This is a genomic window from Azospirillum endophyticum (genome assembly GCF_016595245.1).
Classification (GTDB): Bacteria; Pseudomonadota; Alphaproteobacteria; order Azospirillales; family Azospirillaceae; genus Azospirillum; species Azospirillum endophyticum.
In genome coordinates this window covers 1-22,020 of the sequence record NZ_JAENHM010000015.1, presented here as the reverse complement: position 1 = coordinate 22,020, position 22,020 = coordinate 1, and the positions used below count along the sequence as shown (strand labels likewise).

At 69.4% G+C, this 22,020-nt stretch carries 17 protein-coding genes; 9 read left to right on the top strand and 8 right to left on the bottom strand.

Annotated features, from left to right (window positions below):
• Positions 1 to 13 precede the first annotated feature (13 nt).
• From tssM to JHL17_RS04120, 4 genes are all read left to right on the top strand, one after another.
• On the top strand, positions 14 to 3,670 hold the full coding sequence (gene tssM / locus JHL17_RS04135) for a type VI secretion system membrane subunit TssM (RefSeq protein WP_200190787.1): 3,657 nt from the start codon (positions 14 to 16) through the stop codon (positions 3,668 to 3,670).
• Positions 3,652 to 5,661 carry a serine/threonine-protein kinase gene (locus JHL17_RS04130; protein WP_200190786.1) on the top strand — a complete coding sequence of 670 codons (2,010 nt, stop codon included), beginning with the start codon at positions 3,652 to 3,654 and terminating at the stop codon, positions 5,659 to 5,661. The genes tssM and JHL17_RS04130 overlap by 19 nt, the downstream gene beginning before the upstream one ends.
• A 45-nt stretch (positions 5,662 to 5,706) precedes the next feature.
• On the top strand, positions 5,707 to 6,165 hold the full coding sequence (locus tag JHL17_RS04125; protein ID WP_200190785.1) for an ATP-binding protein: 459 nt from the start codon (positions 5,707 to 5,709) through the stop codon (positions 6,163 to 6,165).
• A gap of 361 nt (positions 6,166 to 6,526) precedes the next feature.
• Positions 6,527 to 6,712, top strand: a complete 186-nt coding sequence (locus tag JHL17_RS04120) for a hypothetical protein (RefSeq protein WP_200190784.1) — start codon at positions 6,527 to 6,529, stop codon at positions 6,710 to 6,712.
• Positions 6,713 to 6,763: 51 nt separating this feature from the next.
• Here JHL17_RS04120 and JHL17_RS04115 read toward each other — a convergent pair whose 3' ends face one another.
• Complete coding sequence (locus JHL17_RS04115; protein ID WP_200190783.1) at positions 6,764 to 6,946, bottom strand: hypothetical protein; 183 nt, start codon at positions 6,944 to 6,946, stop codon at positions 6,764 to 6,766.
• A gap of 184 nt (positions 6,947 to 7,130) precedes the next feature.
• Here JHL17_RS04115 and JHL17_RS04110 point away from each other — a divergent pair, with 184 nt between their 5' ends.
• On the top strand, positions 7,131 to 7,511 hold the full coding sequence (locus JHL17_RS04110) for an RcnB family protein (RefSeq protein ID WP_200190782.1): 381 nt from the start codon (positions 7,131 to 7,133) through the stop codon (positions 7,509 to 7,511).
• 18 nt (positions 7,512 to 7,529) lie between these two features.
• Here the strand turns inward: JHL17_RS04110 and JHL17_RS04105 are convergent, their stop codons facing one another.
• Positions 7,530 to 9,428, bottom strand: coding sequence for a response regulator (locus JHL17_RS04105; RefSeq protein ID WP_200190781.1), 1,899 nt, complete (start codon positions 9,426 to 9,428; stop codon positions 7,530 to 7,532).
• A gap of 8 nt (positions 9,429 to 9,436) precedes the next feature.
• Positions 9,437 to 11,929: a response regulator gene (locus JHL17_RS04100; RefSeq protein ID WP_247893299.1), complete on the bottom strand. Its 2,493-nt coding sequence runs from the start codon at positions 11,927 to 11,929 to the stop codon at positions 9,437 to 9,439.
• Positions 11,930 to 12,262: 333 nt separating this feature from the next.
• On the opposite strand from JHL17_RS04100, the gene JHL17_RS04095 reads away from it, so the two are divergent.
• A complete protein-coding gene (locus JHL17_RS04095; RefSeq protein ID WP_200190779.1) occupies positions 12,263 to 12,580 on the top strand; it encodes a cupin domain-containing protein in 318 nt (105 codons plus the stop codon).
• Between the two features lie 26 nt (positions 12,581 to 12,606).
• Here JHL17_RS04095 and JHL17_RS04090 read toward each other — a convergent pair whose 3' ends face one another.
• The 5 genes from JHL17_RS04090 to betB form a co-directional block, all read right to left on the bottom strand.
• Entirely contained in the window at positions 12,607 to 13,119 is a 513-nt protein-coding gene (locus JHL17_RS04090) for a hypothetical protein (RefSeq protein WP_200190778.1), read from the bottom strand.
• Positions 13,120 to 13,274: 155 nt separating this feature from the next.
• On the bottom strand, positions 13,275 to 13,697 hold the full coding sequence (ndk, locus tag JHL17_RS04085) for a nucleoside-diphosphate kinase (protein ID WP_012974418.1): 423 nt from the start codon (positions 13,695 to 13,697) through the stop codon (positions 13,275 to 13,277).
• 219 nt (positions 13,698 to 13,916) lie between these two features.
• Entirely contained in the window at positions 13,917 to 14,909 is a 993-nt protein-coding gene (locus JHL17_RS04080; protein WP_200190777.1) for a choline ABC transporter substrate-binding protein, read from the bottom strand.
• 46 nt (positions 14,910 to 14,955) lie between these two features.
• Positions 14,956 to 16,731, bottom strand: a complete 1,776-nt coding sequence (gene betA, locus JHL17_RS04075; protein ID WP_425599580.1) for a choline dehydrogenase — start codon at positions 16,729 to 16,731, stop codon at positions 14,956 to 14,958.
• A gap of 44 nt (positions 16,732 to 16,775) precedes the next feature.
• Entirely contained in the window at positions 16,776 to 18,245 is a 1,470-nt protein-coding gene (betB, locus tag JHL17_RS04070; protein ID WP_200190776.1) for a betaine-aldehyde dehydrogenase, read from the bottom strand.
• A 270-nt stretch (positions 18,246 to 18,515) separates the two neighbouring features.
• Here betB and JHL17_RS04065 point away from each other — a divergent pair, with 270 nt between their 5' ends.
• Genes JHL17_RS04065 through JHL17_RS04055 form a run of 3 tightly spaced genes read left to right on the top strand, consistent with a single transcriptional unit; the run spans position 18,516 to position 21,769 of the window.
• On the top strand, positions 18,516 to 20,411 hold the full coding sequence (locus JHL17_RS04065; protein WP_200190775.1) for an ABC-F family ATP-binding cassette domain-containing protein: 1,896 nt from the start codon (positions 18,516 to 18,518) through the stop codon (positions 20,409 to 20,411).
• On the top strand, positions 20,408 to 21,127 hold the full coding sequence (locus JHL17_RS04060; protein WP_247893298.1) for an exopolysaccharide biosynthesis protein: 720 nt from the start codon (positions 20,408 to 20,410) through the stop codon (positions 21,125 to 21,127). Before JHL17_RS04065 ends, JHL17_RS04060 begins: the two co-directional genes overlap by 4 nt.
• Positions 21,128 to 21,181: 54 nt before the next feature.
• On the top strand, positions 21,182 to 21,769 hold the full coding sequence (locus JHL17_RS04055) for a class I SAM-dependent methyltransferase (protein WP_200190774.1): 588 nt from the start codon (positions 21,182 to 21,184) through the stop codon (positions 21,767 to 21,769).
• Positions 21,770 to 22,020: the final 251 nt, after the last annotated feature.

The following is a 22,020-nucleotide window of genomic DNA, read 5'->3' as shown; positions in this document are numbered from 1 at the left end:
TGTTGAAACACCGATGCTGAAATCGATCCTGTCCGCCCTGACCTCCCGCTGGTTCCTGACGCTGGTCCTGGCGCTGTGCCTCGGCGCGCTGGTCTGGTTCCTCGGGCCGCTCGTCGCCGTGGCCGGTGCCTTCCCGCTGGAGGATGCCACCATCCGACTGGCGGTGGTGTTCGCCATCCTGCTGGTGTGGGCGCTGGCGATGCAATGGTCGCTGTACCGCCACCGCAGCGCCAACGACCGCATGGTGCAGGCGCTGTCCAAGGCGACCCCGGCGGCGAAGGGCGATCCGGACACCGACGCTGTCGGCCAGGAGACCGACCTGCTGCGCGGCCGGCTGCGCGAGGCGCTGGACCAGCTGCGCAAGGCGCGGTTCGGCGGGAAATGGGGGCAGCGCTATCTCTACCAGCTTCCCTGGTATCTGCTGATCGGCGCGCCGGGGGCGGGGAAGACGACGGCGCTCGCGAATTCCGGCCTGCGCTTCCCGCTGGCGGCGGAGATGGGGCGGGCGGCGCTGCGCGACGTCGGCGGCACGCGCAACTGCGACTGGTGGTTCACCGACGAGGCGGTGCTGATCGACACCGCCGGCCGCTACATCACCCAGGACAGCCAGCCGGCAATCGACGGCAAGGTGTGGAAGAACTTCATCGCCCTGCTGAAGCGCCACCGTCCGCGCCAGCCGGTCAACGGCATCCTGCTGGCCGTCAGCCTCGCCGACCTCGCCACCTGGAGCGAGCCGGAGCGCAAGGGCCATGCCGAACAGCTCAAGCTGCGGCTGAAGGAGCTGCGCGGACAGGTGGGGTCGCGCGTTCCCGTCTATGTGCTGCTGACCAAGGCCGACCTGATCGCCGGCTTCGCCGAGTTCTTCGACGACCTCAGCCGGGAGGAGCGCGAACAGGTCTGGGGCGTCACCTTCCCGATGGACGAGGGCAAGAAGGGCGATGAGGCGCCGGTCTACCGATTCGCCGACGAGTTCGACGCGCTGACCGGCCGGATCGCCCGCCGGGTTCTGGATCGCGTGCATGGCGAATCCGACATCCAGCGCCGGTCGCTCGACACGCTGTTCCCGGCGCAGATGGCAGCGCTCAAGCCGGCCATCGCCGACCTGCTGATGGTGATCTTCGAGCCCAACCGCTACGAGGAAAGGGCGCTGCTGCGCGGCGTCTACATGACCAGCGGCACCCAGGACGGCGCGCCGGTCGACCGGCTGTCGGAAATGGTGGCGGGGTCCTTCGGGCTGGAGCGGCCGGCCCTGCCGGCGGCCAGCGGCGGGCGCAGCTTCTTCCTGACCCGCACCCTGCGCGAGGTGGTCTTCGCCGAGGCCGGGCTGGTCGGCGCCAATTCCGGGCTGGAGCGGCGGCGGCGCCTGCTGCGCGGCGGGGCGGTGGTCGCGATGCTGCTGGCCGGGCTGGCGGTCGCCGCCTTCTGGGCCAACAGCTTCGTCGGAAACACCGCGCTGGTCGCCGGGGTCGATGCCGCCGCCGCCAAGGCGCAGGCGGAGCTGGCACCGCTCGCCACCACGCCGCGGTCGCTGGGCAAGGTGGACGACACCGATTTCATCACCATCGTCCCGCCGCTGAACACGCTGCGCGCCATCCCCGCCGGCTGGACCGAACCGCCGCCGGTGGAGATGACCGGCGGCCTCTACCAGGGCGACCGGCTGGGCCGGCAGAGCGATACGGTCTATGGCCGCGCCCTGAACGCCGTGCTGCTGCCGCGCGTCTTCCTGCGGGTGGAGGAGCAGCTGCGCCGCGAGCGGGGCCGGCCCGAATACCTGTTCCAGGCGCTGAAGGTCTACCTGATGCTGTCCGGCAAGGGCGCGCTGGACAAGGCGCTGGTGGCGGACTGGATGGCGCTGGACTGGATGGCCTCGCTGCCCGGCCCCGCCTATGACGGGGTGCGGCGCGACCTGCGCAGCCATCTGGACGCCATGCTGGCGGCGCCGCTGCCGTCGCTCCCGCTGGACGAGGCGTTGGTGGAGGAGGCCCGGCAGGGACTGACCCGCTATCCGCTGGCCGAACGCGGCTTCGCCCTGCTGCGCGACCGGACCGAGATCCAGGCGCTGGCCGACTGGCGGCTGGTCGACAATGCCGGGCCGCTGGCCGGGCGCGTGCTGATCCGCCCGTCGGGCAAGCCGCTGTCCGAGGGCGTCCCCGGCCTCTACACCTATGACGGCTTCCACAAGGCGGTGCTGCCGGCGCTGCCCAAGGTCGCCAAGGCGCTGGTGGACGAGAACTGGGTGCTGGGCCAGCCGAGCAGCGGCCCGCAGGCCGTCGCCAGCGCGCAGCGGCTGGAACAGGGCATCCTCGCCGTCTATCTCGACCGCTACGCCCGGCAATGGGACGAGATGCTGGGCGACGTGGTGATCGTGCCGTTGCGCAGCCTGAGCCAGGCCGCCGACGTGCTGAACACCCTGTCCGGCCCGCAATCGCCCTTGAAGCTGTGGCTGACCGCCATGGTGCGGCAGACCACGCTGGCGCCCGGGCCTAATGACAAGCCCGGTGGCGACAAGCCGGCCGACGGCAAGGGTCCGGTCGCCGGCGGACCGCTGGCCGGTATCGCCCAGCAGGCGCAGGCAGGCGAGAAGGCGGTGGAGTCCACCGGCACCAACGCCGCCTATCTGGCGCGGCTGGCCGGTGTCTCGCTGCAACCCGCCGGCCCGCCGCCGGGCCAGCCGATCAACGACCATTTCAAGCCGCTGCGCGATCTGGTGCAGGGCGAGAACGGGGCTCCGCCCAAGCTGGACGAGTCGCTGAAGCTGCTGGGCGAGCTGTACCAGCAGATCGCGCGGGCGGCCAACGCGCCCGACCAGAACGGCGCGCTGCTGGCCGGGCTGGCCGGCGGCGGCGACAAGGGCGCCGTCGCGGCGCAGCTGCGCAATCTCGCCCGCGACCTGCCCGACCCGATCGGCGGCATGGTCGCCACCGTGGCGCAGAGCGCGGCGACGGTCAGTGCCGGGGGTGCGCGGTCGCAGATCAACAAGGCCTGGCAGTCCACGGTCCTGCCCTTCTGCCGGGCGGCCTTGGACAACCGGTTCCCGATGGTGTCCAACAGCGCCGTGGACGTGACCTCGGCCGATTTCGCCAAGCTGTTCGCGCCCGGCGGGATGATCGACCAGTTCTTCAACACCAACCTGCGCCCCTTCGTCGACATGACGGTCAGCCCCTGGGCCTGGCAGAAGGTGGATCAGGTCGATCTCGGCATTCCGCCGGCCGTGCTCGACCAGTTCGAGCGGGCCGCGCGCATCCGCGACAGCCTGTTCCCGGCCGGGGCCGCCGCCGCCAAGGTGGTGTTCGAGATCACGCCGGTCGAGCTCGACGCCAAGGCGACCCAGGTGGCGATGGACGTCGACGGCCAGACGCTGATCTACCAGCACGGCCCGCCCCGTCCGCAGGTGATGAAATGGCCGGGGGCGGAGGGCACCAGCAGCGTGCGCCTCGGCTTCGGCCCGCCGCTGCCGGGCGAACCGGCCGGCATCTCGCGCCAGGGTCCCTGGGCCTTGTTCCACTTCCTCGCCGACGGCAAGCTGGAGTCCACGCCTCAGCCGGACCGCTTCACCTTCGCGGTGACGGTCGGCACCCGCAAGGCGGTCTTCGCCCTGCGGGCCGACAGCGTGAACAACCCCTTCGGCAAAAACCTGCTGGAGAGTTTCCGATGCCCGACGGCGCTGTAGGCGGCGTGCTTCCCGGACCGATCGGCCCCTACCGGGTCGAGGGTGTGCTGGGCCAGGGTGCGATGAGCGTGGTCTACCGCGCCACCGACGGGCGGACCGGGCAGCCGGTGGCGCTGAAGCTGCTGCGCGGCGAATTGCTGGCGGCGGCGGAACGCAACGCCGTGCTCGCCCGTTTCGGGCGGGAGGCGCAGATCGGCCTGAAGCTGGACCACCGCAACATCGTGCGGGTACACGACTACGGCACGCTGGACGCGGGGCAAGGCGGGGCGCCCTACCTCGCCATGGAACTGATCCAGGGCCGGGAGCTGAAGCAGTATCTGGAGGCCGACACGCCGCTGCCGGTGCAGCAGGGCGGCGCCCTGATGGCGGCGGTGCTGGACGCGCTGGCCTTCGCCCATGCCCGCAACGTCATCCACCGCGACATCAAGCCGGCCAACATCGTGGTCGAGGACGACCTGACGCCGAAGCTGGCCGATTTCGGCATCGCGCAGATCTCCTCCTCCGACCTGACCCAGGCCGGCGACCTGCTGGGCACCCCCGCCTACATGGCGCCGGAGGTGCTGCGCGGGGAGAAGGCCGACGCGCGCAGCGACCTGTTCTCCGCCGGGGTGGTGCTCTACTACCTGCTGGCGCAGCGGCGGCCCTTCTCCGGCTCGGTCGCCACGGTGATGCAGCAGATCCTGTTCGTCGAGCCGCCGCCGCCCTCCCATGCCAACCCGGACCTGCCGCCGCCCTTCGACAGCCTGATCCTGAAGGCCTTGGCCAAGTCGCCAGCCGACCGCTATGCCAGTGCCGGCGAGTTCGCCGAGGCGCTTCGCCATGCGCTGGCCGTCGCCGGCACGATGCGGGCCGCCGCGCCGACCGCCGAGCTGACGCTGTTCAATGCCGAGATCCCCGCGGCGGCAGCCCCCCTGCGTGACCGCGACGCCCTGGCTTCGGCGCTGGAGACGGCGCTGCGCGCCATTCCCGGCCAGCCGATCGACGCCCGCAAGCTGACCGGGCTGCTGGATATCCTGGCCGACTGGCAGGCGGGCAGCGGCGGCGATGCGCAGCGCTGGCAATCGGTGCTGCTCGGCGCCGGGATCGAGCCGCTGACCGAGCTGATTGTCGCCGCGACCCCGGCCCCGCGCGCCGCGCCGGCCAGCCAGCGCCGCGACTGGATGCCGGTGGTCCGGCTGTTCGCGGCGATGACCCGCGCGCTGGCCGGGACGCCGGCCGCCGACCGGGCCAGGATGTCGGCGGCGCGCATCGCCTTCGATCTGTCCGGCCGCTTCTTCCTCTATTCCGGCGAGCTGAACCGGGTGCTGATGGACGGCGACAATCCGGACATCCAGATGCTGTCGCTCGACTTCCTGCGGCTGGAAATCCTGCAGCATGCGCTGGAGGAGCTGGGCGCCGAGGCCGAGCTGGCGCAGAGCCGCAGCGCCATGCTGATGTTCGCCGTGCAGGTCATCCGCAAGGTGACGCAGATCCTGCGCGCCTGCACCGACGGCAACGACGGGTTGGCCCGTTTCGGCGTCGCCATCATCCTCGCCAACATCGAGGAGCTGATCGTCATGGCCCAGCGCCTGTTCGAAACCGGCGGACAGGCCACCGGCGGCCTGCCCCAGGACGCGGTGTCGGAGTTCATCGCCGCCGCCGGCCGCTTCGCCACGCTGTCGGTGGAAGAGCTGCGCGGCGAGGTCGCCCAGGGTTCCGGTACGGCGGAGAGCTTCGCCGCCCGGCTTCGCGGCATCGGACAGCTCTATCTGTTCGCCACGCGGCTGACGGCGCCCGACTGCGCTTCCCTGATGCACAGCCTGTCGACCATGCTCTACGGCCTCGTCGCCGGGCTGACCGCCGATCTGGGCAACGCGCCCGTCGGCGACACCGGTGCGCGGACCAGGCTGGTGGCGCTGGCGGAGATGGCGAGCGGGCTCGGCTGGAGCGAGGTCGAGCGGATCGCGCTGACGGCCCTGCGCCGCTGGGCGGTGGCAGGCGTGGCGGCATGACGGGCGGCGTGATGGGCCGGACCAACGGGCGGAGAGGGGCGGCGCATGGCTGAGCAGCTTGGGGACGAGCGGGAGGACGAGACCGTGACCGACCGCCTGGACATGGTACTGCGCAACGAGCTGTCCGAACTGGAACGGCTGGCCACCGCGGTGGACGCCTTCATCGAACGCAACGATTTGCCCCCCGACCTGCCCTTCAAGTTCAACCTGTGCTTCGACGAGCTGATCACCAACACCGTCTCCTACGGCTATCCGGATTCCGGCCCGCATGAAATCCGGGTCAGGCTGGAACTGGATGGAACCGAACTCCGCGCCGAGGTCGAGGACGATGCCGACGCCTTCGACCCCTTCGCCGACGCCCCGCCGCCCGACCTGACCAGCGACGTGGACAGCCGCCGGGTCGGCGGCCTGGGCGTCTTCCTGGTCCAGAAGACGATGGACAGTGCCAGCTACCGGCGCGAGGGCAGCCGCAACCTCGTCCTGCTGATGAAGAGGGTCGGCTGAAGTCTCTTTGAAGACTCGCCGGAATTGCCTTGTGAAGCCGGAATGACGGTCGGGACGGTGCCGGAAGTGCGGGCGAGGACCTTCCACGGCGGCAAGCCCCCGATTTCGTCGGCGGTCATGATGACAGGTGGACGGAACCTTGACCCGCCTCTCGCCGAATTCAGCGAGATTGTGTCCCATGACAATCCGGCAAAGCAGGGCGTTTCGCCATGCAACAAACCGACACATGACAAGCCCGGCAAATTCTTGCACTATTGTGGATAGCCTTCGGGTCCCGTTGGGATCGGCCGTCGTGGCCACCCAATGCGGACAGGACGGCTAGCAATGGAAGGCGGACGCTAACGTGTGGAGTCGACGCATCATGACCGGGTCGCAGTGCCAAGAGGCACGACTGCGCCTTGGCTGGTCGACACGGATGCTGGCGAACAAGGCCGGCGTTCCGTGGTACGCCGTCATGAATCTCGATTACGGCACGGGTGAAGTCGATCCCGCCATCGTGGACGCGCTCGCCCGTGCCTTCCGCCAAGCGGGTTTGGAACTGCGCTGAGCCGTGGTTCCCCTCTCCCGGAGCGGAAGAGGGGAACGGTCACGACTCTCCTCACTCTTTCTTTTTGGCCTTGTCCTTCCTGGCCGGACGGTCGATGTGTTTGGCCGATTCGGTGCCGGGAGTGATCGGCTTGCCGGTGTCGGACACCGCCCTGGCCGCGTCCAGCGGATCGGCGATGTCGCGATCCGGTTCATTGGTAAGCACGTTGCTCGAAGCGGGCTTCTCGTCTGCCATGGGATCGCTCCTTCCATCGGATGTATCCGTCACAACAGGCGGGCATGGGCTTTGGTGCCGGATACAATCCGTTACCGAATGACCGGCCGGCGGACACAAGCCGGCAAAGATGGCGCGCCATGCTGATCGCCATGGACGTCCCCGGCAGAAGCGGGGGCCAACCCGACACGATAGGATGGACAGCATGAAGAAGACCCTGCTTGCCGTGGCCGCCGCGATCCTCGCCGTGACCGCGGCGACCGGCACCCCCGCCATGGCCCAGGGGTGGCAGCCCGGACCATACGACCGCGCGCCCGGCCACATGAACCAGCGGCCTCCAGAAGCACACCCCAACGCCCATTGGCCGGACCGCCGTCCCGGTCCGCCGGAAGGCCGCGGCTGGCGGGCCGGCGAACGGCTGCCGCATGAGTGGCGGGCACAGCGCTACGTGATCGTCAAGCCCGCCGCGTATCATCTGCACCGTCCGCCGCGCGGCCATCGCTGGGTCCGCGTCGGCCATGACGCCGTGCTGGTCATTTCCACCACCGGCGTCATCGTGGAGGTCGCGCCCGGCCTGTTCCGCTGACTGCCCCCCAGTTTCCCCCTAGTCGCCGGCCTCCTTCTGCGCCAGGACCAGGAAGATCTTTTCCTCCAACTGGTCCGGCGTGAAGGGCTTGGCGATGTAGCCGCTGACGTGATGGGCCAGCGCCCTCTTGACCGCATCCAGCGTGGCGAGCGCCGTGACCATCAGGAAAGGCAGGTCGCCGCGGGTCTCGCGCACCCGCTTCAGCAGGTCGAGCCCGTTCAGCCGCGGCATCATCCAGTCGCAGACGATCAGGTCGTAGGCGGCATTATCGGCCTGGAGGCGGTCCAGCGCCTCCTGCCCGTCGGCCGCGGTGTCGACCCGGCCGATGCCGAGTTCCCGCAGAACGGAGGCGACGAAGGCGCGCGGCCCCTCCTCGTCATCCACCACCAGCACCTGCTGGGCGGCGAGGTCGATGAAGGGCACGCCGACCATCGCCAGCGACTGCCGCAGCCAAGTCGCCCGTGCCGCCCGTTCCTTGGCGCCCGGCGCGTTCAGCAGCACATGGCGGACGAAGCGCGGGCGATGGCAATGGCGGTAGAGGACACGGGCCACCGCCAGCCGGCTCTTGCCGCTGCAGATCGCCCCGTCCCCCGCCAGCCGGACGATGTCCAGCACGGTGTCGGCCGGCGCATCGTCCTTCGCCTGGATCAGCGGGGCCAGCACGCGCTGGGTGCGCAGGAAGGCGTTCTGGATGTCGTCGATCTGGCCGCCGAGATACTCCCGTTCCTCCTCATGGAAGGCGCTGGACAGCACCATGCGCTGCACCTCGGCCAGCCCCTTCAGCTTCTCGTTCCGTTCTTTCCAGCAGTCGAGCAGCCGGCCGGCGAAGTCGCGGCTGTCGAAGAAGCTCTTCAGATAATCGTTGACCGCCTTGCCCGCGCTGGGCGACAGCGGCATCTTCTGCAGGACGAACAGGATGCGCAGCTTCTGCACGTAGTTGCGCCCGCGGGTGATCTCCGGGACCGTGTCCTCGTTGACCAGAAGCGCGGTGCGCCGCTGCAGCGCCGCTTCGGTCCGGGTACCGCCGACGTAATTGCCGTCGCGGTCGCGCAGCCGGGCGGACAGGTCGCTCAACGCCAGGATCTCGCGCTGGACCGCCTCGATCCCGAACATGTCGCCGGCACTGGCGATGGTGAAGCAGGCCGGCTTGGCCATCTCGCGGCGGAAGGCGGCGGCCAGCGCGTCGCGCAGGCCCGGCATCGGCACCCGCCGCATCAACGCGTCCAGCCGCAGGAAGACCGGCGGGGCATCGTCCGGCATCGGCCGGTCGGCGGCGACCAGCGTCACGATCAGGTCGATCAGCACGGCGAAGGGCGCATCCCGCGCACAGGATGCCGTGCCGGCGTCGCTCAGCAGGATCTCGCCGAGCAGCCGCTCGATCGAGGCCAGGGCGTCCGGATGCGCGGTGGTCTCCGCCAGTTCCAGCAGCGCGCCTGCCTTCTCGACGAAGCTGCGGCAGACGGCGATGTGCTGGGTGACGGCGGCATCGAGCAGGAAGCGGCCGAGGAAGCCGCCGCTGGACAGAAGCTCCGCCGCCACGCCGGGATAGGCATCGGCCAGGAACTCGGGCGGCGGGTTTTCCTTCAGCCGCTCGCGCGTCAGCCGCGCGATCTCGTTGACCAGCGGGGTCATCGCCCCCTTGCGGTCCATCGCCCGTTCGGCCTGGGTCAGGATCGCGACGAAGGTGGCGGTGTTGGACAGCGCGGTCTGGTGACGCGGGTGGTGCAGCAGTTCCGTCGCGGTCAGCGCGTTCTCGTCCAGGAACCGGCGGCAGAAGCGGCCGACGCCGTCCCGCCCGGCCGGGGCGTAGAAGTCGGCCGGCTCGCGGCACGCCGGGGCGGCGCCATCCGCCTCGTCCGGCGCCGGATCGGGTGTCGCCCTGGCGGCGGACGGATCGTCCTGTCGGGAAGACTCCATCGCCGTCCTCACAGGGCCAGAAGGTCGCGGAGCGCGTCCAGCAGCCGTTCCGGCGCCACCGGCTTCATCACGATCTGCCGCCCCTCCTGCGCCGTCAGCCCGGCCGCCGTCTCGCGCGAGGCATAGCCGGTCAGGAAGAGGATGGGCAGAAGCTGGTTGCGGGTCTCCAGCGCGCGGGCAAGCTCCAGCCCGTTCATCCGCGGCATCGATACGTCGCTGACCACCGCGTCGAACAGGCCGCCGGCCTCGTCGTAGCGGTCCAGCGCCTCCTGCCCGTCCGCTGCCTCCACCACCGTGCAACCGGCCTCCTGCAGAACGAGGCGCAGGTAGCGGCGCACCGACTCCTCGTCGTCGACGAGCAGGATGACGGCGCCCTCCCCCTCCACGACCTGCAGCGGGTCGCTTCGGGCCGGGGCGGCGGGCGGATCGACGGCGGGCAGATGGAGGGCGAAGGTGGCGCCGCGGCCTTCCGTTCCTTCCAGCTCCACCGCACCGCCGGATTGCTGTGCCGTGCCGTAGACCATCCACAGGCCGAGCCCGGTGCCCTTCCCCGGCTCCTTGGTGGTGAAGAAGGGTTCCCAGATGCGGTCGCGGATTTCGGCCGGCACGCCCACTCCCTGGTCGCTCACCCGGATCGTCACGTAACGGCCCGGCTTCAGTCCGCGATGGCGGGCGAAGAAGGCGCTGCCCGGCGTCTCCACCGTCAGGGCGATGGTCAGGGCACCGCCATCGGGCATGGCGTCGCGCCCGTTCAGCGCGAGGTTCAGCAGCGCCTGGTTCAGCGTGACCGGATTGACCAGGCAATGGGCCGCGTCGTCGTCCGCCGCGATCGTCACGTCGATCCCGGCGCTGAGCAGCGGCTTCAGGAAGACGCGCAGGTCGCGCACCAGGGGCGCGATCGCCACCACCTCCCGTTCGTCGGCGACCCGGCGGTGGGAGAAGTCCAGAAGCTGGCCGGTCAGCGCCGCCGCCCGTTCCGATGCCTTGGCGATCTCCTGCACGCAGGTCAGCACGCGGTCGGGGTCGGCGGGGTTGCGCTCCGCCAGGCGGGCGAAGCCGCCGATGGCGGTCAGCATGTTGTTGAATTCATGGGCGATGCCGCCGGCCATCCGCCCGACCGCCTCCATCTTCTGGGCGCGCTGCAGTTCGCCCTCCACCCGGCGGCGGTCGGTGACGTCGTTCAGCACCAGCAGCACCGCCGGCTCGCCGTCCCGGACCGCCGGGCTCGCCGCGACCTCCAGCCGGCGACGCTCGCCGTCCGGGCGCAGGGCGTCGCATTCCAGCCGCCGCGGTGCGGTCTCCGGCCCGTCCGCGGCCGTGGCGAGCGTCGCCTCCAGCGCCTCGCCGCCCTCCAGGAAAGCGGCCAATGGGCAGCCTTCCAGCGCATCGGCCGCGACACCGAGGATCGCGGCGGCGGCACCGTTGGCGAAACGGACGGCGGCACGATCCCAGATGACGATGCCGTAGGGTGCCAGTTCCACCAGTTGGCGGTAGCGAAGTTCGCTTTCGCGCAGGGCGGCGACGGTCTGCTTCAGCCGGGCGGTCTGGTCGGCGAGTTCCTCCTCCCGCGTCTTCAGTTCGGTGATGTCCATCAGGATCTTCACCACGCCACCGGTGCCGGTGGCATGTTCGCTGATGCGGTACCAGCGCCCGTCGGACAGCCGGCCGTCGACGGGGGCGGAATGCTGCAGATGGCGGGTCAGCCGCTGCTCCACCCAGGTGCCGATGTCGCCCGCCCCCTCATAGCCGCCGCGTTCGGCCGCTGCGCGCAGGATCTCGGCGAAGCTGCGGCCGGGAGTCAGCATGTCGGCGATGGTCGGGTAGGCACGGCGGTACTGGTCGTTGCAGATCAGCAGGCGGCCGTCGGCGCTGAACAGCACGAAGCCTTCGGACACGCTGTCGATGGCGTCATGCACCACCGCCTGCATGAAGCGCGCCTCCACCAGCGCCAGCGTCTCGGCGGTGGCATCGACGCCGCAGCCGCGATAGCCGCGGAACCGCCCGTCGGTTCCGCGCACCGGCACGGCGCTGAGCCGCAGCACCAGATCGCGTCCGTCCGCCCCCTCGAAACTCACCTCCAGGTCGCGGAACGGCCGGCCGGATTCGATGTCGCCACGGTATTCCGCCCAGGTCGCCCTATCGGCCACCAGCGTTCCCAGATCGAAGAGCGAGTCGCCGAACACCGTCCGCGGATCGCAGCCGAGCAACGCCGTCAGTCCGCCGGACAGGAACAGATAGCGGTGATCCGGCCCGGTTTCCCAGAACCAGCCGGGGGAAACGGCGGTGAAATCGCGGGTGCGGCTGCGCAGCTCTTCCAGCTCGTCGCGCGCCTGCCGCAGGGCGGCGTCCGATCGCGCCAGCGCCGTGGCGGCCGCCGCGGCGCGGCGCGCAGTCCGGAAGGCCAGACCGCCGGCGGCCAAGGTTCCGGCCAAGGCGCCGGCCATCGGCCATGCGATGTGCCCGGCAGCCGACACCCCCAGCAGCGTGCCGATGCCGGCCAACCCGGCCAGGAATCCTGAAACGGAGGCGGAGGGAGGGGAAGGCCCGGACACCGGTTCTGCGGCACCCGCACTGCGGAGCGGTCGGTCGGCGTCTGCAACGTCCACGGGGCCTCCGTCGGTCCGGAAGGGTGCCGGAAGGATGGGTGTCCGCTGGGATCGGCGCCGGACCTTCCCGTCTTAGAAGGTCAGGCGTTAACAGCAGGTTTAGCGGCTAAGCTTTCCCTCCGGATACGACCGCTTGATCCCCATCGGGTTCGCCGGACGCAGATCCGGGGACCGCCGACGTACGTATCAATCGAAATGCCGGTTGATATCGAAAGGAAGGAACCCGCAATGCCCAAGACCGACGTGATCACCTGGAGCGATCTTCCGGCCCAGACGGCGGGAGGAACGGAGCGGCGCAGCTTTCCCGGCACCGGCGCATCGCTGAAGCATATCGTCATCAAGGCCGGGACCGCCGCCCCGCGCCACGACCACCCTCACGAACAATTCGTCATCGTGGTGGAAGGCCGCGCCCTGCTGAACTGCGGAGCCGGTCCGATCGACCTGCGGCCGGGCATGGTGATCCGCTTCGACCCCGGCGCCTGGCACAGCGCCGACTTCGTCGAGGATACGGTGCTGATCGAGGTGAACCTGACCCCGGCGGGCTGAAGCCGCCGGGCGGGAGATGCCTCCGCTCAGACGTCGATGTCGATGTCGATCTCGCCGTCGTCTTCGGGGGCGCGGCCCAGCAGCAGGTCGGCGGCATCCAGCGTCAGCGCCTCCACCTCCTCGTTGCGCTCCTCGTCGGGCAGGCGCAGCGCATGCATCACCTGGGTCGCCAGATGGATCAGCATGGCGCGGACGCAGTCGTCCTCGGGGTAGTCCAGGGCGACCACGTCCTTCAGGAAGGCGCCGAGCTGGTCCGGCGTGTTCCAGGGATGGGTGATGACGGTGTCGAAGCCGCTGGTGCCCAAGAAGACGGAGTTCAGGGCGGTGGCCTGACGGTTGATGCCGTCCACCGCCTCGTCCTGGTCGAGCTTGCCCTGCAGGACCTGGTTGAAGGCATCCAGGCTGAGGTCGATGAACTGGCGGACCAGCAGCCGCACCACGGATTCGTCGGACAGGTCGTTGCGGGCCTGCGGCTGGGTCAGCACCGGCAGCGGTTGCAGCAGCGCCGCGATGATCGGCTTTGCGGATTGGGATTCCATCGCGGGCAGCTCCTGTCGAGATCGGCCCCGGCAATCGGCGGGGCAAAGGGTTCACGGCTTCCGATACTGCCAGAGCTTGATGCAAAACGCAAAAAAGGCCGCCCCCTTCCGGGAGCGGCCTTTTGCCAGCCCGACCGAAGGTCAGACTTGCGGGATCAGCCCACCAGCTCGATGCCGGCGAAGAAGAAGGCGATCTCCTGGGCGGCGGTCTCCGGGGCGTCCGAGCCGTGGACCGAGTTGGCCTCGATCGACTCGGCGAACTCCTTGCGGATGGTGCCCTCGGCGGCGTTGGCCGGGTTGGTGGCGCCCATGATCTCGCGGTTACGGGCGATGGCGTTCTCGCCTTCCAGGACCTGCAGGACCACCGGGCCGGAGATCATGAAGGAGACCAGGTCGCCGAAGAACGGACGCTCGCGGTGCACGCCGTAGAACTGCTCGGCCTGGGCCTTCGACAGCTGGACGCGCTTCTGGGCAACGATGCGCAGGCCGCCGTCTTCGAACTTGGCGTTGATCTTGCCGGTCAGGTTGCGGCGGGTGGCATCGGGCTTGATGATCGAGAGGGTCCGTTCGACGGCCATGGTGGTGACTCCTGCGGGATTGGGGCTTTTCGCCGATTAAAAACGCGCAGGCGCCGCCGGATGACCGGGGCGCCGGATGGGCGGCTTTATAGAGGCGCTTTCGCGGCGCGGCAAGGCGTTCGTTGGAGCGGGCAGCGCCCGGCCTTGCAAAAATATCGGCCGCGCCGGCATCCCGCCGCGGCCGGAGTCGAGGAGGTTTCTAGAAAGCGGGAGATCGGGTCAGGACTTGGCCGCCCCCAGCTTCGCCTGCGCGGCGGCCAGCCCGTCCTTGCCGTCCAGCGTGGTGACTCCGGACAGCCAGGTCTTCAGGACGGCGGGATTCTTCTTCAGCCACTCGGCCGCCACCGCTTCGGGCTTGCGGCCGCCGTTCATGATGCCGTCCATCACCGAATTCTCCATGTCCACGGTGAAGACCAGATTGGACAGGAACTTGCCGATATTCGGACACTCGGCGGCATAGCCCTTGCGCACGTTGGTACTGACGGTGGCGCCGCCGAAATTCGGGCCGAACCAGTCGTCGCCATCGGCCAGATAGGTGATGTCCATCGTCTTGTTCATCGGGTGCGGCGCCCAGCCGAGGAAGGCGATCCATTTCTTGGCCCGGGTCGCGCGCTTCACCTCGGCCAGCATGCCGGCTTCGCTGGACTCCACCATCTTGAAGTCCTTCAGCCCGAAGGCATCGGCCTTCAGCATCTTGTCGATGATCAGGTTGCCGTCGTTGCCGGCCTCGATGCCGTAGATCTTGCCATCCAGCTTGTCCTTGTACTTCGCCAGATCCTTGAAGCTCTTCAGCCCGGCCTCGGCGGCGTAGGTCGGGACGGCCAACGTGTATTTGGCACCTTCCAGGTTGACGCGCGTCACCTCGACGGAGCCGTCCTCCAGCACCGGCTTGATGAAGGTTTCCATGGTGGGCATCCAGTTGCCCAGGAACACGTCCAGCGACTTGGTCTTCAGCCCGAGATAGACGACCGGCACCGACGAGACGCTGGTGGTCGGCTTGTAGCCCAGCGCGTCGAGCGTGACGGAGGCGAGCGCCGTCGTCGCCGCGATGTCGGTCCATCCCACGTCGCCGAACCGCACCGCCTTGCAGGATGCCGGATCGGCGGCCTGCGCCGTCCCCGCCGGCAGGACGGCGGTCCCGGCCGCCAGCATCAGGCCGACCGCGAGAGCGGAGAATTTACCGGCAGAGAATTCACCGAATGTCTTGGCCATGTCCCTGTTCTCCTTGCTTATGGTTGTCGTTGTGGGCGCGCGGGTCTCAGGCCCGCAGTCGCTGGTTCTTCTGCATCTCCTTCTGCGTCATGGCGGCCTCGGCGACGTAATAGGGCACGTCGGCGCGCGGCAGCGGCGGGCGGCCGCGCACCGCGTCGGCCAGCTTCTCCGCCATCATGATGGTGGGCGCGTTCAGGTTGCCGGTGATGATCCGCGGCATGATCGAGGCGTCGATGACGCGCAGGCCCTCCAGCCCATGCACCCGGCCCTGGCCATCCACCACCGCGCCGTCGTCGGTTCCCATCCGGCAGGTGCCGCAGGGGTGATAGGCGGTCTCGGCGTGATGGCGGACGAAGGCGTCGAGGTCGGCGTCGGTGACGCAATCGGCGCCGGGGCTGATCTCCTCGCCGCGATAGGGCGCCAGGGCGCGCTGGCGCATGATGTCGCGGGTGATGCGGATGCCGGCGCGGAACTCCCGCCAGTCCTGCGGATCGGCCATGTAGTTGAACAGGATGCTGGGCGCCTGCCCCGGATCGCGCGAGCGGGCATGGACGCGTCCCTTGCTGGGCGAGCGCATCGAGCCGACATGGGCCTGGAAACCGTGTGCCTCCACCGCGTTGGTGCCGTTGTAGCTGATGGCGACGGGCAGGAAATGATACTGGATGTTGGGCCAGGGCACGTCGTCGCCGGTGCGGATGAAGCCGCCGGCCTCGAACTGGTTGCTGGCGCCGATGCCGGTGCCGAGGAACAGCCATTCGGCGCCGATGGCCGGCTGGTTCCACCATTTCAATGCGGGATAGAGCGAGACCGGCTGGCGGCAGTGATACTGGATGTACATCTCCAGATGGTCCTGGAGACCGCCGCCGACGCCCTGCAGGTCGGCCACGGCCTCCACCCCCAGGTCGCGCAGCAGCAGCGACGGCCCCACGCCTGAGCGTTGCAGGATCGCCGGCGAGGCGATGGCCCCGGCGCACAGCAGCACCTCCCGCCGCGCCCGTGCCGTCACTGGGGTGCCGTTGCGCAGATAGGCGACGCCGACGGCGCGGCGCCCGTCGAACAGGATGCGATCGGTCAGCGCATGGGTGACGATGGTCAGCCCCGGCCGCTCCCGCGCCCGGTCGAGATAGCCGCGGGCGGTGCTGCACCGCCGCCCCTGCGCCGTCACCGTGCGGTCCATCGGGCCGAAGCCCTCCTGGCGGTAGCCGTTCAGGTCGGCGGTGCGGCCGTAGCCGGCCTGCGCCCCGGCCTCCACCATCGCCTCGTAGAGCGGGTTGACGCCGGGCTTGGCGGTGGTGACGAACAGCGGGCCGTCGCCGCCGTGATAGGCATCGGGGCCGATATCCCGCGTCTCCGCCTTGCGGAAATAGGGCAGGCAGTCGAGATAGCTCCAGTCCTCCAGACCCGGCAGCCCGGCCCAGCCGTCATAGTCCAGCGCGTTGCCGCGGATGTAGCACATGCCGTTGATCAGCGACGACCCGCCCAGCCCCTTGCCCCGCCCGCACTCCATCCGGCGGTTGTCCATGTGCGGCTCGGGTTCGGTCTCATAGGCCCAGTTGTAGCGCCGGCCCTGGAGCGGGAAAGCCAGCGCCGCCGGCATCTGGGTGCGGTAGTCGAGCCGGTGGTCGGGTCCGCCTGCCTCCAGCAGCAGCACGCTGACGCCGGCATCCTCGGTCAGGCGGCAGGCCAGCACGTTGCCCGCCGAACCGGCGCCGACGATGATGTAATCATACTCGCGCACCGCAGGGGCGAAGGAGGATGTGGCGGCGGGCATGGCGGCGCCGTTCTCCGGCGCAGCGGCTCCGGAGGTCGGTTTATTCGACATCGAACACCCCTTCTATAAAAAGCGGCCTTCTCTGAAAAACGGGCTCAGAACACCGACGAATAGGCTCCCAACTCGACCTGGACCGATTTGACGCGGGTGTAATGGTCCAGCGTCTCGACGCCGTTCTCGCGGCCGATGCCCGACTGCTTGTAGCCGCCGACCGGCATCTCCGGCGGCGATTCGCCCCAGGCGTTGATCCAGCAGATGCCGGCCTCCAGCCGGTGGATCACCCGGTGGGCGCGGGCCAGATCGCTGGTGACCAGCCCGGCGGCGAGGCCGTAGAGGGTGGCGTTGGCCCGCGCGATCACCTCCTCCTCGCCGTCGAAGGTCAGGATCGACAGCACCGGGCCGAAAATCTCTTCGCGGACGATGGTCATGCCGTCATGGCAGTCGGTGAAGATCGTGGGCGCCACATAGGCGCCGCGCGCGAAGGCGGCGCCCTCCGGAACGCCGCCGCCGGCCAGCAGCCGCGCGCCCTCCGCCTTGCCGGCCGCGATGTAGCGCAGCACCTTGTCGCGGTGTGGGAAGCTGGCGAGCGGGCCGAAATTGGTGTCGGGATCCAGCGGGTCGCCCATGCGGATGCGGCGCACGCGGGTCAGCAGCCGCTCTTCGAACGCCGCCGCGATGCTGCGGTGGACGAAGACGCGGGTGCCGTTGGTGCAGACCTGGCCGGAGCTGTAGAAGTTCGCCATCATGGCAATGTCGGCGGCACGGTCGAGGTCGGCATCGGCGAAGACGATCAGCGGCGATTTCCCGCCCAGCTCCATCGTCACGTCCTTCAGGGTCGATCCACCGGCCGCGGCCATCACCCGCTTGCCGGTCTCCACCCCGCCGGTGAAGGACAGCTTCTCGATGCCGGGATGGGCCGCCAGCAGGGCGCCGACCCGGCCGTCGCCCTGGACGACGTTGAACACGCCGTCGGGCAGCCCGGCCTCGCCGTAGATCGCCGCCAGATGGAGAGCGGTCAGCGGCGTCACCTCGCTCGGCTTGAAGATCATGGCGTTGCCGGCGGCCAGCGCCGGAGCCGATTTCCACAGCGCGATCTGGATCGGATAGTTCCAGGCGCCGATCCCGGCCACCACCCCCAGCGGCTCGCGCCGCGTATAGACGAAGGAGGTCGGACGCAGCGGGATCTGCCGTCCTTCCAGCGCGGGGGCGAGGCCGGCGTAATATTCCAGCACGTCGGCACCGGTGGCGATGTCGACCGCGCGGGTCTCGCTCAGCGGCTTGCCGGTGTCCAGCGTTTCGATTTCCGCCAGCGCGTCGTTGCGCTCGCGCAGCAGGGAGACCGCCCGGCGCAGCACCCGCGCCCGCTCCATCGCCGTCATCGCGCCCCACACCGCCTGCCCGGCCCTTGCGCTGTCGACCGCAAGCTCCAGCTCCGCGGCCGTCGCCTGCGCGACCTCGGCCAGGGTTTCCCCGGTCGCCGGATTGATGGTGGCGAAGCGCTCCTCTCCCTCGCCCGTGACGGGACGACCATGGATGTAATGGGCCTGTCGTCCGAATCGCATCATGTCCCGCCTCCCTGATCCCGGGTCCCCGATCCGAAGCGTGATTTTTATTGATTGGACGTTCAATCAAAAAAGACCGGGTGGCGCTTCCATTCTCCGACTTGGTCGTGTTCGAACAAATCGGACGGCCGGCACCCGGCCGCGACGCCGGCGAACGGGCTTCGCCGCGCGCCCGATCCTTGCGGAAGCCGGCGCCCTGCGCGGGACAAAGCCGTGCCATTCGCCCTGCCCCGCTTCAAATCGGCGCCCCCGCGTGCTACATCCTCGCGCGCTATGCTGCATATCAATGACCTGACCTTCCGCTTCGGCGGCCGAGTGTTGTTCGACCACGCGACGGCGGTGGTGCCCAAAGGGCATCGCGTGGCGCTGGTCGGGCGCAACGGCACCGGGAAATCGACCCTGCTGAAGCTGATCTCGGGCCAGCTGCAGACCGATGCCGGCGCCATCAGCCTGCCGGCCGGCATGCGGATGGGCATGGTGGCGCAGGAGGCGCCCAGCGGGCCGACCACGCTGATCGACGCCGTGCTGGCCGCCGACACCGAGCGCACCGCCCTGCTGGCGGAGGCGGAAACCGTCACCGACCCGATGCGCATCGGCGAAGTCCACGCAAGGCTCGCCGACATCGAGGCGCATTCCGCCCCGTCGCGCGCGGCGCAGGTGCTGTCCGGCCTCGGCTTCGACGCCGAGGCGCAACAGCGGCCCTGCTCCGACTTCTCCGGCGGCTGGCGGATGCGCGTGGCGCTGGCCGGCGTGCTGTTCTCCCGCCCCGACCTGCTGCTGCTGGACGAGCCGACCAACCACCTCGACCTCGAAGCCACCATCTGGCTCGAGGGCTATCTGAAGAACTATCCGCACACTATCCTGCTGGTCAGCCATGACCGCGAGCTGCTGAACGCGGTTCCGACGACGACGATCCACATCGACCAGGGCAAGCTCGTCACCTACAGCGGCAATTACGACCAGTTCCTGGCGCAGCGCCGCGCCAACCAGGAACGGCTCGCCTCGATGGCGGCCAAGCAGGACGCGCGGCGCAAGCACATGATGGCCTATGTCGACCGCTTCCGCTTCAAGGCCAGCAAGGCCCGCCAGGCGCAGAGCCGCCTGAAGCTGCTGGAGAAGATGGAGTCGATCACGCTGATGGAGGACGATCCCGAGGTCGTCTTCAACTTCCCGCCGCCGGACGAGATGGCGCCGCCGCTCATCGCGCTGGAGGGGGTCAGCATCGGCTATGGCGACAAGGTCATCCTGCGGCGGGTCGACCTGCGCATCGACATGGAGGACCGCATCGGCCTGCTCGGCGCCAACGGCAACGGCAAGTCGACTCTGGTCAAGCTGCTGGCCAACCGGCTTCAGCCGATGGCCGGCGAGATGCGGCGGCCGTCCAAGCTGCGCATCGGCTATTTCGCCCAGCACCAGGCCGAGGAACTGGACCTGTCGCTGACGCCGATCCAGCAGACCCAGCGCATCATGCCGCTGGCGCTGGAGGAGAAGGTGCGCGCCCATCTCGGCCGCTTCGGCTTCCCCCAGGTCAAGGCGGAGACCAAGATCGCCAGCCTGTCGGGCGGCGAGAAGGCGCGGCTCCTGCTGGCGCTGATGAGCCGGGAAGTCCCGCATATCCTGATGCTGGACGAACCGACCAACCATCTGGACATCGACAGCCGCGAAGCCCTGATCGAGGCGATCAACGACTTTCCCGGCGCCGTCATCATCATCAGCCACGATCCCCATCTGATCGAGATGACGGTCGACCGGCTGCTGCTGGTCGCCGACGGCACCGTCCAGGCCTATGACGGCGATCTGGCCGACTACCGCCGCTATCTGCTCGACCGTGCCAAGGCCGAACGGGCGGTGGCGAAGGGTGGCGCGGAGCGCGACGCCGGCCCGAACAAGAAGGACCAGCGCCGTGCGGCGGCCGAGGCGCGGACCGCGCTGGCCCCGCTGAAACGCAAGGCCACCGACGCCGAGGCGCTGGTGGGCAAGCTGAGCGAGGAGAAGCGCAAGATCGAGGCGAAGATGTCCGACCCCGCGCTCTACACCGGCCCGTCGGACAAGCTGACCAAGCTGCAGATCGAACTGGGAACGGTGGAGAAGAAGCTGGCGACCGCGGAGGAGACCTGGCTGGAGGCGCTCGAAAGCTACGAAAGCGCGGCGGCGGAGGCGGGCGTTTGAGCGCCCGCAGTCACATCGACGCCTCCGACGGCAGCGGCCAGGCGGAGATGGAGCGCGCCGAGATGGAGCGGGACGGCACCATCGCCCTGCCCGCCGTCTGCGACGGCGAGGAGGAGGAGCGCACATCGGATGTGCTGGCCCGATTCCGCGCCAACCTGCCGGCGGGGCGGGTCACGCTGGGCGACCTGATCCGGGCGCTGGGCGACCGGTCGCTCGGCACCATCCTGCTGGCGCTGGCGCTGCCGACCATCGCTCCGGTGCCGCTCGGCGTGTCCTGCCTGTTCGACCTGCCCATCGTGCTCTACACCGCCCAGCTCGCCTTCGGCCGGCGCGGCGCCGGGCTGCCGGACTGGCTGCTGCGCCGCTCCATCGGCACCCGCCTGGCGGCGCGGACGCTGGATGCGGCGATGCCGCGGCTGGTGTGGATCGAGCGGATGCTGAAGCCGCGGCTCCATCGCCTCGCCCGCATTGACGAGGAGCGCTGGTTCGGGCTGCTGCTGTTCATCCTGACGCTGACCTGCATCGTCCCGCTGCCGCTGACCGGCTGGCTGCCGGGCTTCGCGCTGGTGCTGATCTCCCTGGGGCTGATCGAGCGCGACGGCGGCGCCATCGGCATCGGGTTGGGGCTGACCGCGGCGGCGCTGGTGTTTTTGACGCTGGTGGCGAGCAGCCTGTCATACGCAGGTCACCAACTTCTGGCAGCAACTCTGCATTAGGACGGCCGCATCAGGATGATGGACAGCGGGCCGTTCCGATCCAGGGAGGCCCACATGACCGAGACGCCGTCCGCCGCGCTTTCCGAGTCCTGGCTGTTCTTCCGCCGCTGGCTGGCCGATCCCTGGGCGATGGGGTCGATCGCCCCGTCCTCGCAGGCGTTACGCCGCCGCATCACCCGCGAGATCCGCCGCGAGCCCGACGAGGCGGTGGTGGAGTTCGGCGGCGGCACCGGCCCGATCACCACGGCGATCCTGGAGGCCGGCATTCCGGCCGACCGGCTCTACAGCTTCGAGATCGACCGCGACCTCGCCCGCCATCTGCGTGCCCGCTGCCCCGCCGTCACCGTCATCGCCGACGATTGCCGCAAGGCGCCGGAGCTGCTGGGCGAGGCGCTGTGCGGCAAAATCGGCACCGTGGTGATCGGCATCCCGATGATCACCTTCCCGCTGGAGTTCCAGCGCGAGGTGCTGGACGCCACCTTCCGCATCCTGCGGCCGGGCGGGCGCTTCCTGCTCTACAGCTTCATGCCGCATTCGCCGCTGAACCGCGAGGCACTGGGCCTGACGGGAGAGCGGTTGGGCTTCACGCTGCGGAACCTGCCGCCGGCCTCGGTATGGGGATACCGCCGCGCCGGAGGGTGATAGAGTGGCCTCGCCCTGTCTTGAGTTTCCAGAAGCGCTTGTCGGCCGTCATCCCCGCGAAGGAGCCTGTGAAGGAATCGAACGCACATAAGAAAGCCCTGATCTGGCAGTCGTGCACATCTCCCACTCGTCATCCCCGCGGAGGCGGGGAACCAGGATTTCCAACACGAGTGCTTGCAAAGGCTGGATTCCTTGGACTCACGCCACAAGTGCAACATCTGCTAAGGTGTTGTTACGATGGGAAAACATTA

Coding starts and splice junctions, on each gene's coding strand:
- tssM (WP_200190787.1), top strand. CDS start 14: ATGCTGAAATCGATCCTGTCCGCCCTGACCTCCCGCTGGTTCCTGACG.
- JHL17_RS04130 (WP_200190786.1), top strand. CDS start 3,652: ATGCCCGACGGCGCTGTAGGCGGCGTGCTTCCCGGACCGATCGGCCCC.
- JHL17_RS04125 (WP_200190785.1), top strand. CDS start 5,707: ATGGCTGAGCAGCTTGGGGACGAGCGGGAGGACGAGACCGTGACCGAC.
- JHL17_RS04120 (WP_200190784.1), top strand. CDS start 6,527: ATGACCGGGTCGCAGTGCCAAGAGGCACGACTGCGCCTTGGCTGGTCG.
- JHL17_RS04115 (WP_200190783.1), bottom strand. CDS start 6,946: ATGGCAGACGAGAAGCCCGCTTCGAGCAACGTGCTTACCAATGAACCG.
- JHL17_RS04110 (WP_200190782.1), top strand. CDS start 7,131: ATGAAGAAGACCCTGCTTGCCGTGGCCGCCGCGATCCTCGCCGTGACC.
- JHL17_RS04105 (WP_200190781.1), bottom strand. CDS start 9,428: ATGGAGTCTTCCCGACAGGACGATCCGTCCGCCGCCAGGGCGACACCC.
- JHL17_RS04095 (WP_200190779.1), top strand. CDS start 12,263: ATGCCCAAGACCGACGTGATCACCTGGAGCGATCTTCCGGCCCAGACG.
- JHL17_RS04090 (WP_200190778.1), bottom strand. CDS start 13,119: ATGGAATCCCAATCCGCAAAGCCGATCATCGCGGCGCTGCTGCAACCG.
- ndk (WP_012974418.1), bottom strand. CDS start 13,697: ATGGCCGTCGAACGGACCCTCTCGATCATCAAGCCCGATGCCACCCGC.
- JHL17_RS04080 (WP_200190777.1), bottom strand. CDS start 14,909: ATGGCCAAGACATTCGGTGAATTCTCTGCCGGTAAATTCTCCGCTCTC.
- betA (WP_425599580.1), bottom strand. CDS start 16,731: ATGTCGAATAAACCGACCTCCGGAGCCGCTGCGCCGGAGAACGGCGCC.
- betB (WP_200190776.1), bottom strand. CDS start 18,245: ATGATGCGATTCGGACGACAGGCCCATTACATCCATGGTCGTCCCGTC.
- JHL17_RS04065 (WP_200190775.1), top strand. CDS start 18,516: ATGCTGCATATCAATGACCTGACCTTCCGCTTCGGCGGCCGAGTGTTG.
- JHL17_RS04055 (WP_200190774.1), top strand. CDS start 21,182: ATGACCGAGACGCCGTCCGCCGCGCTTTCCGAGTCCTGGCTGTTCTTC.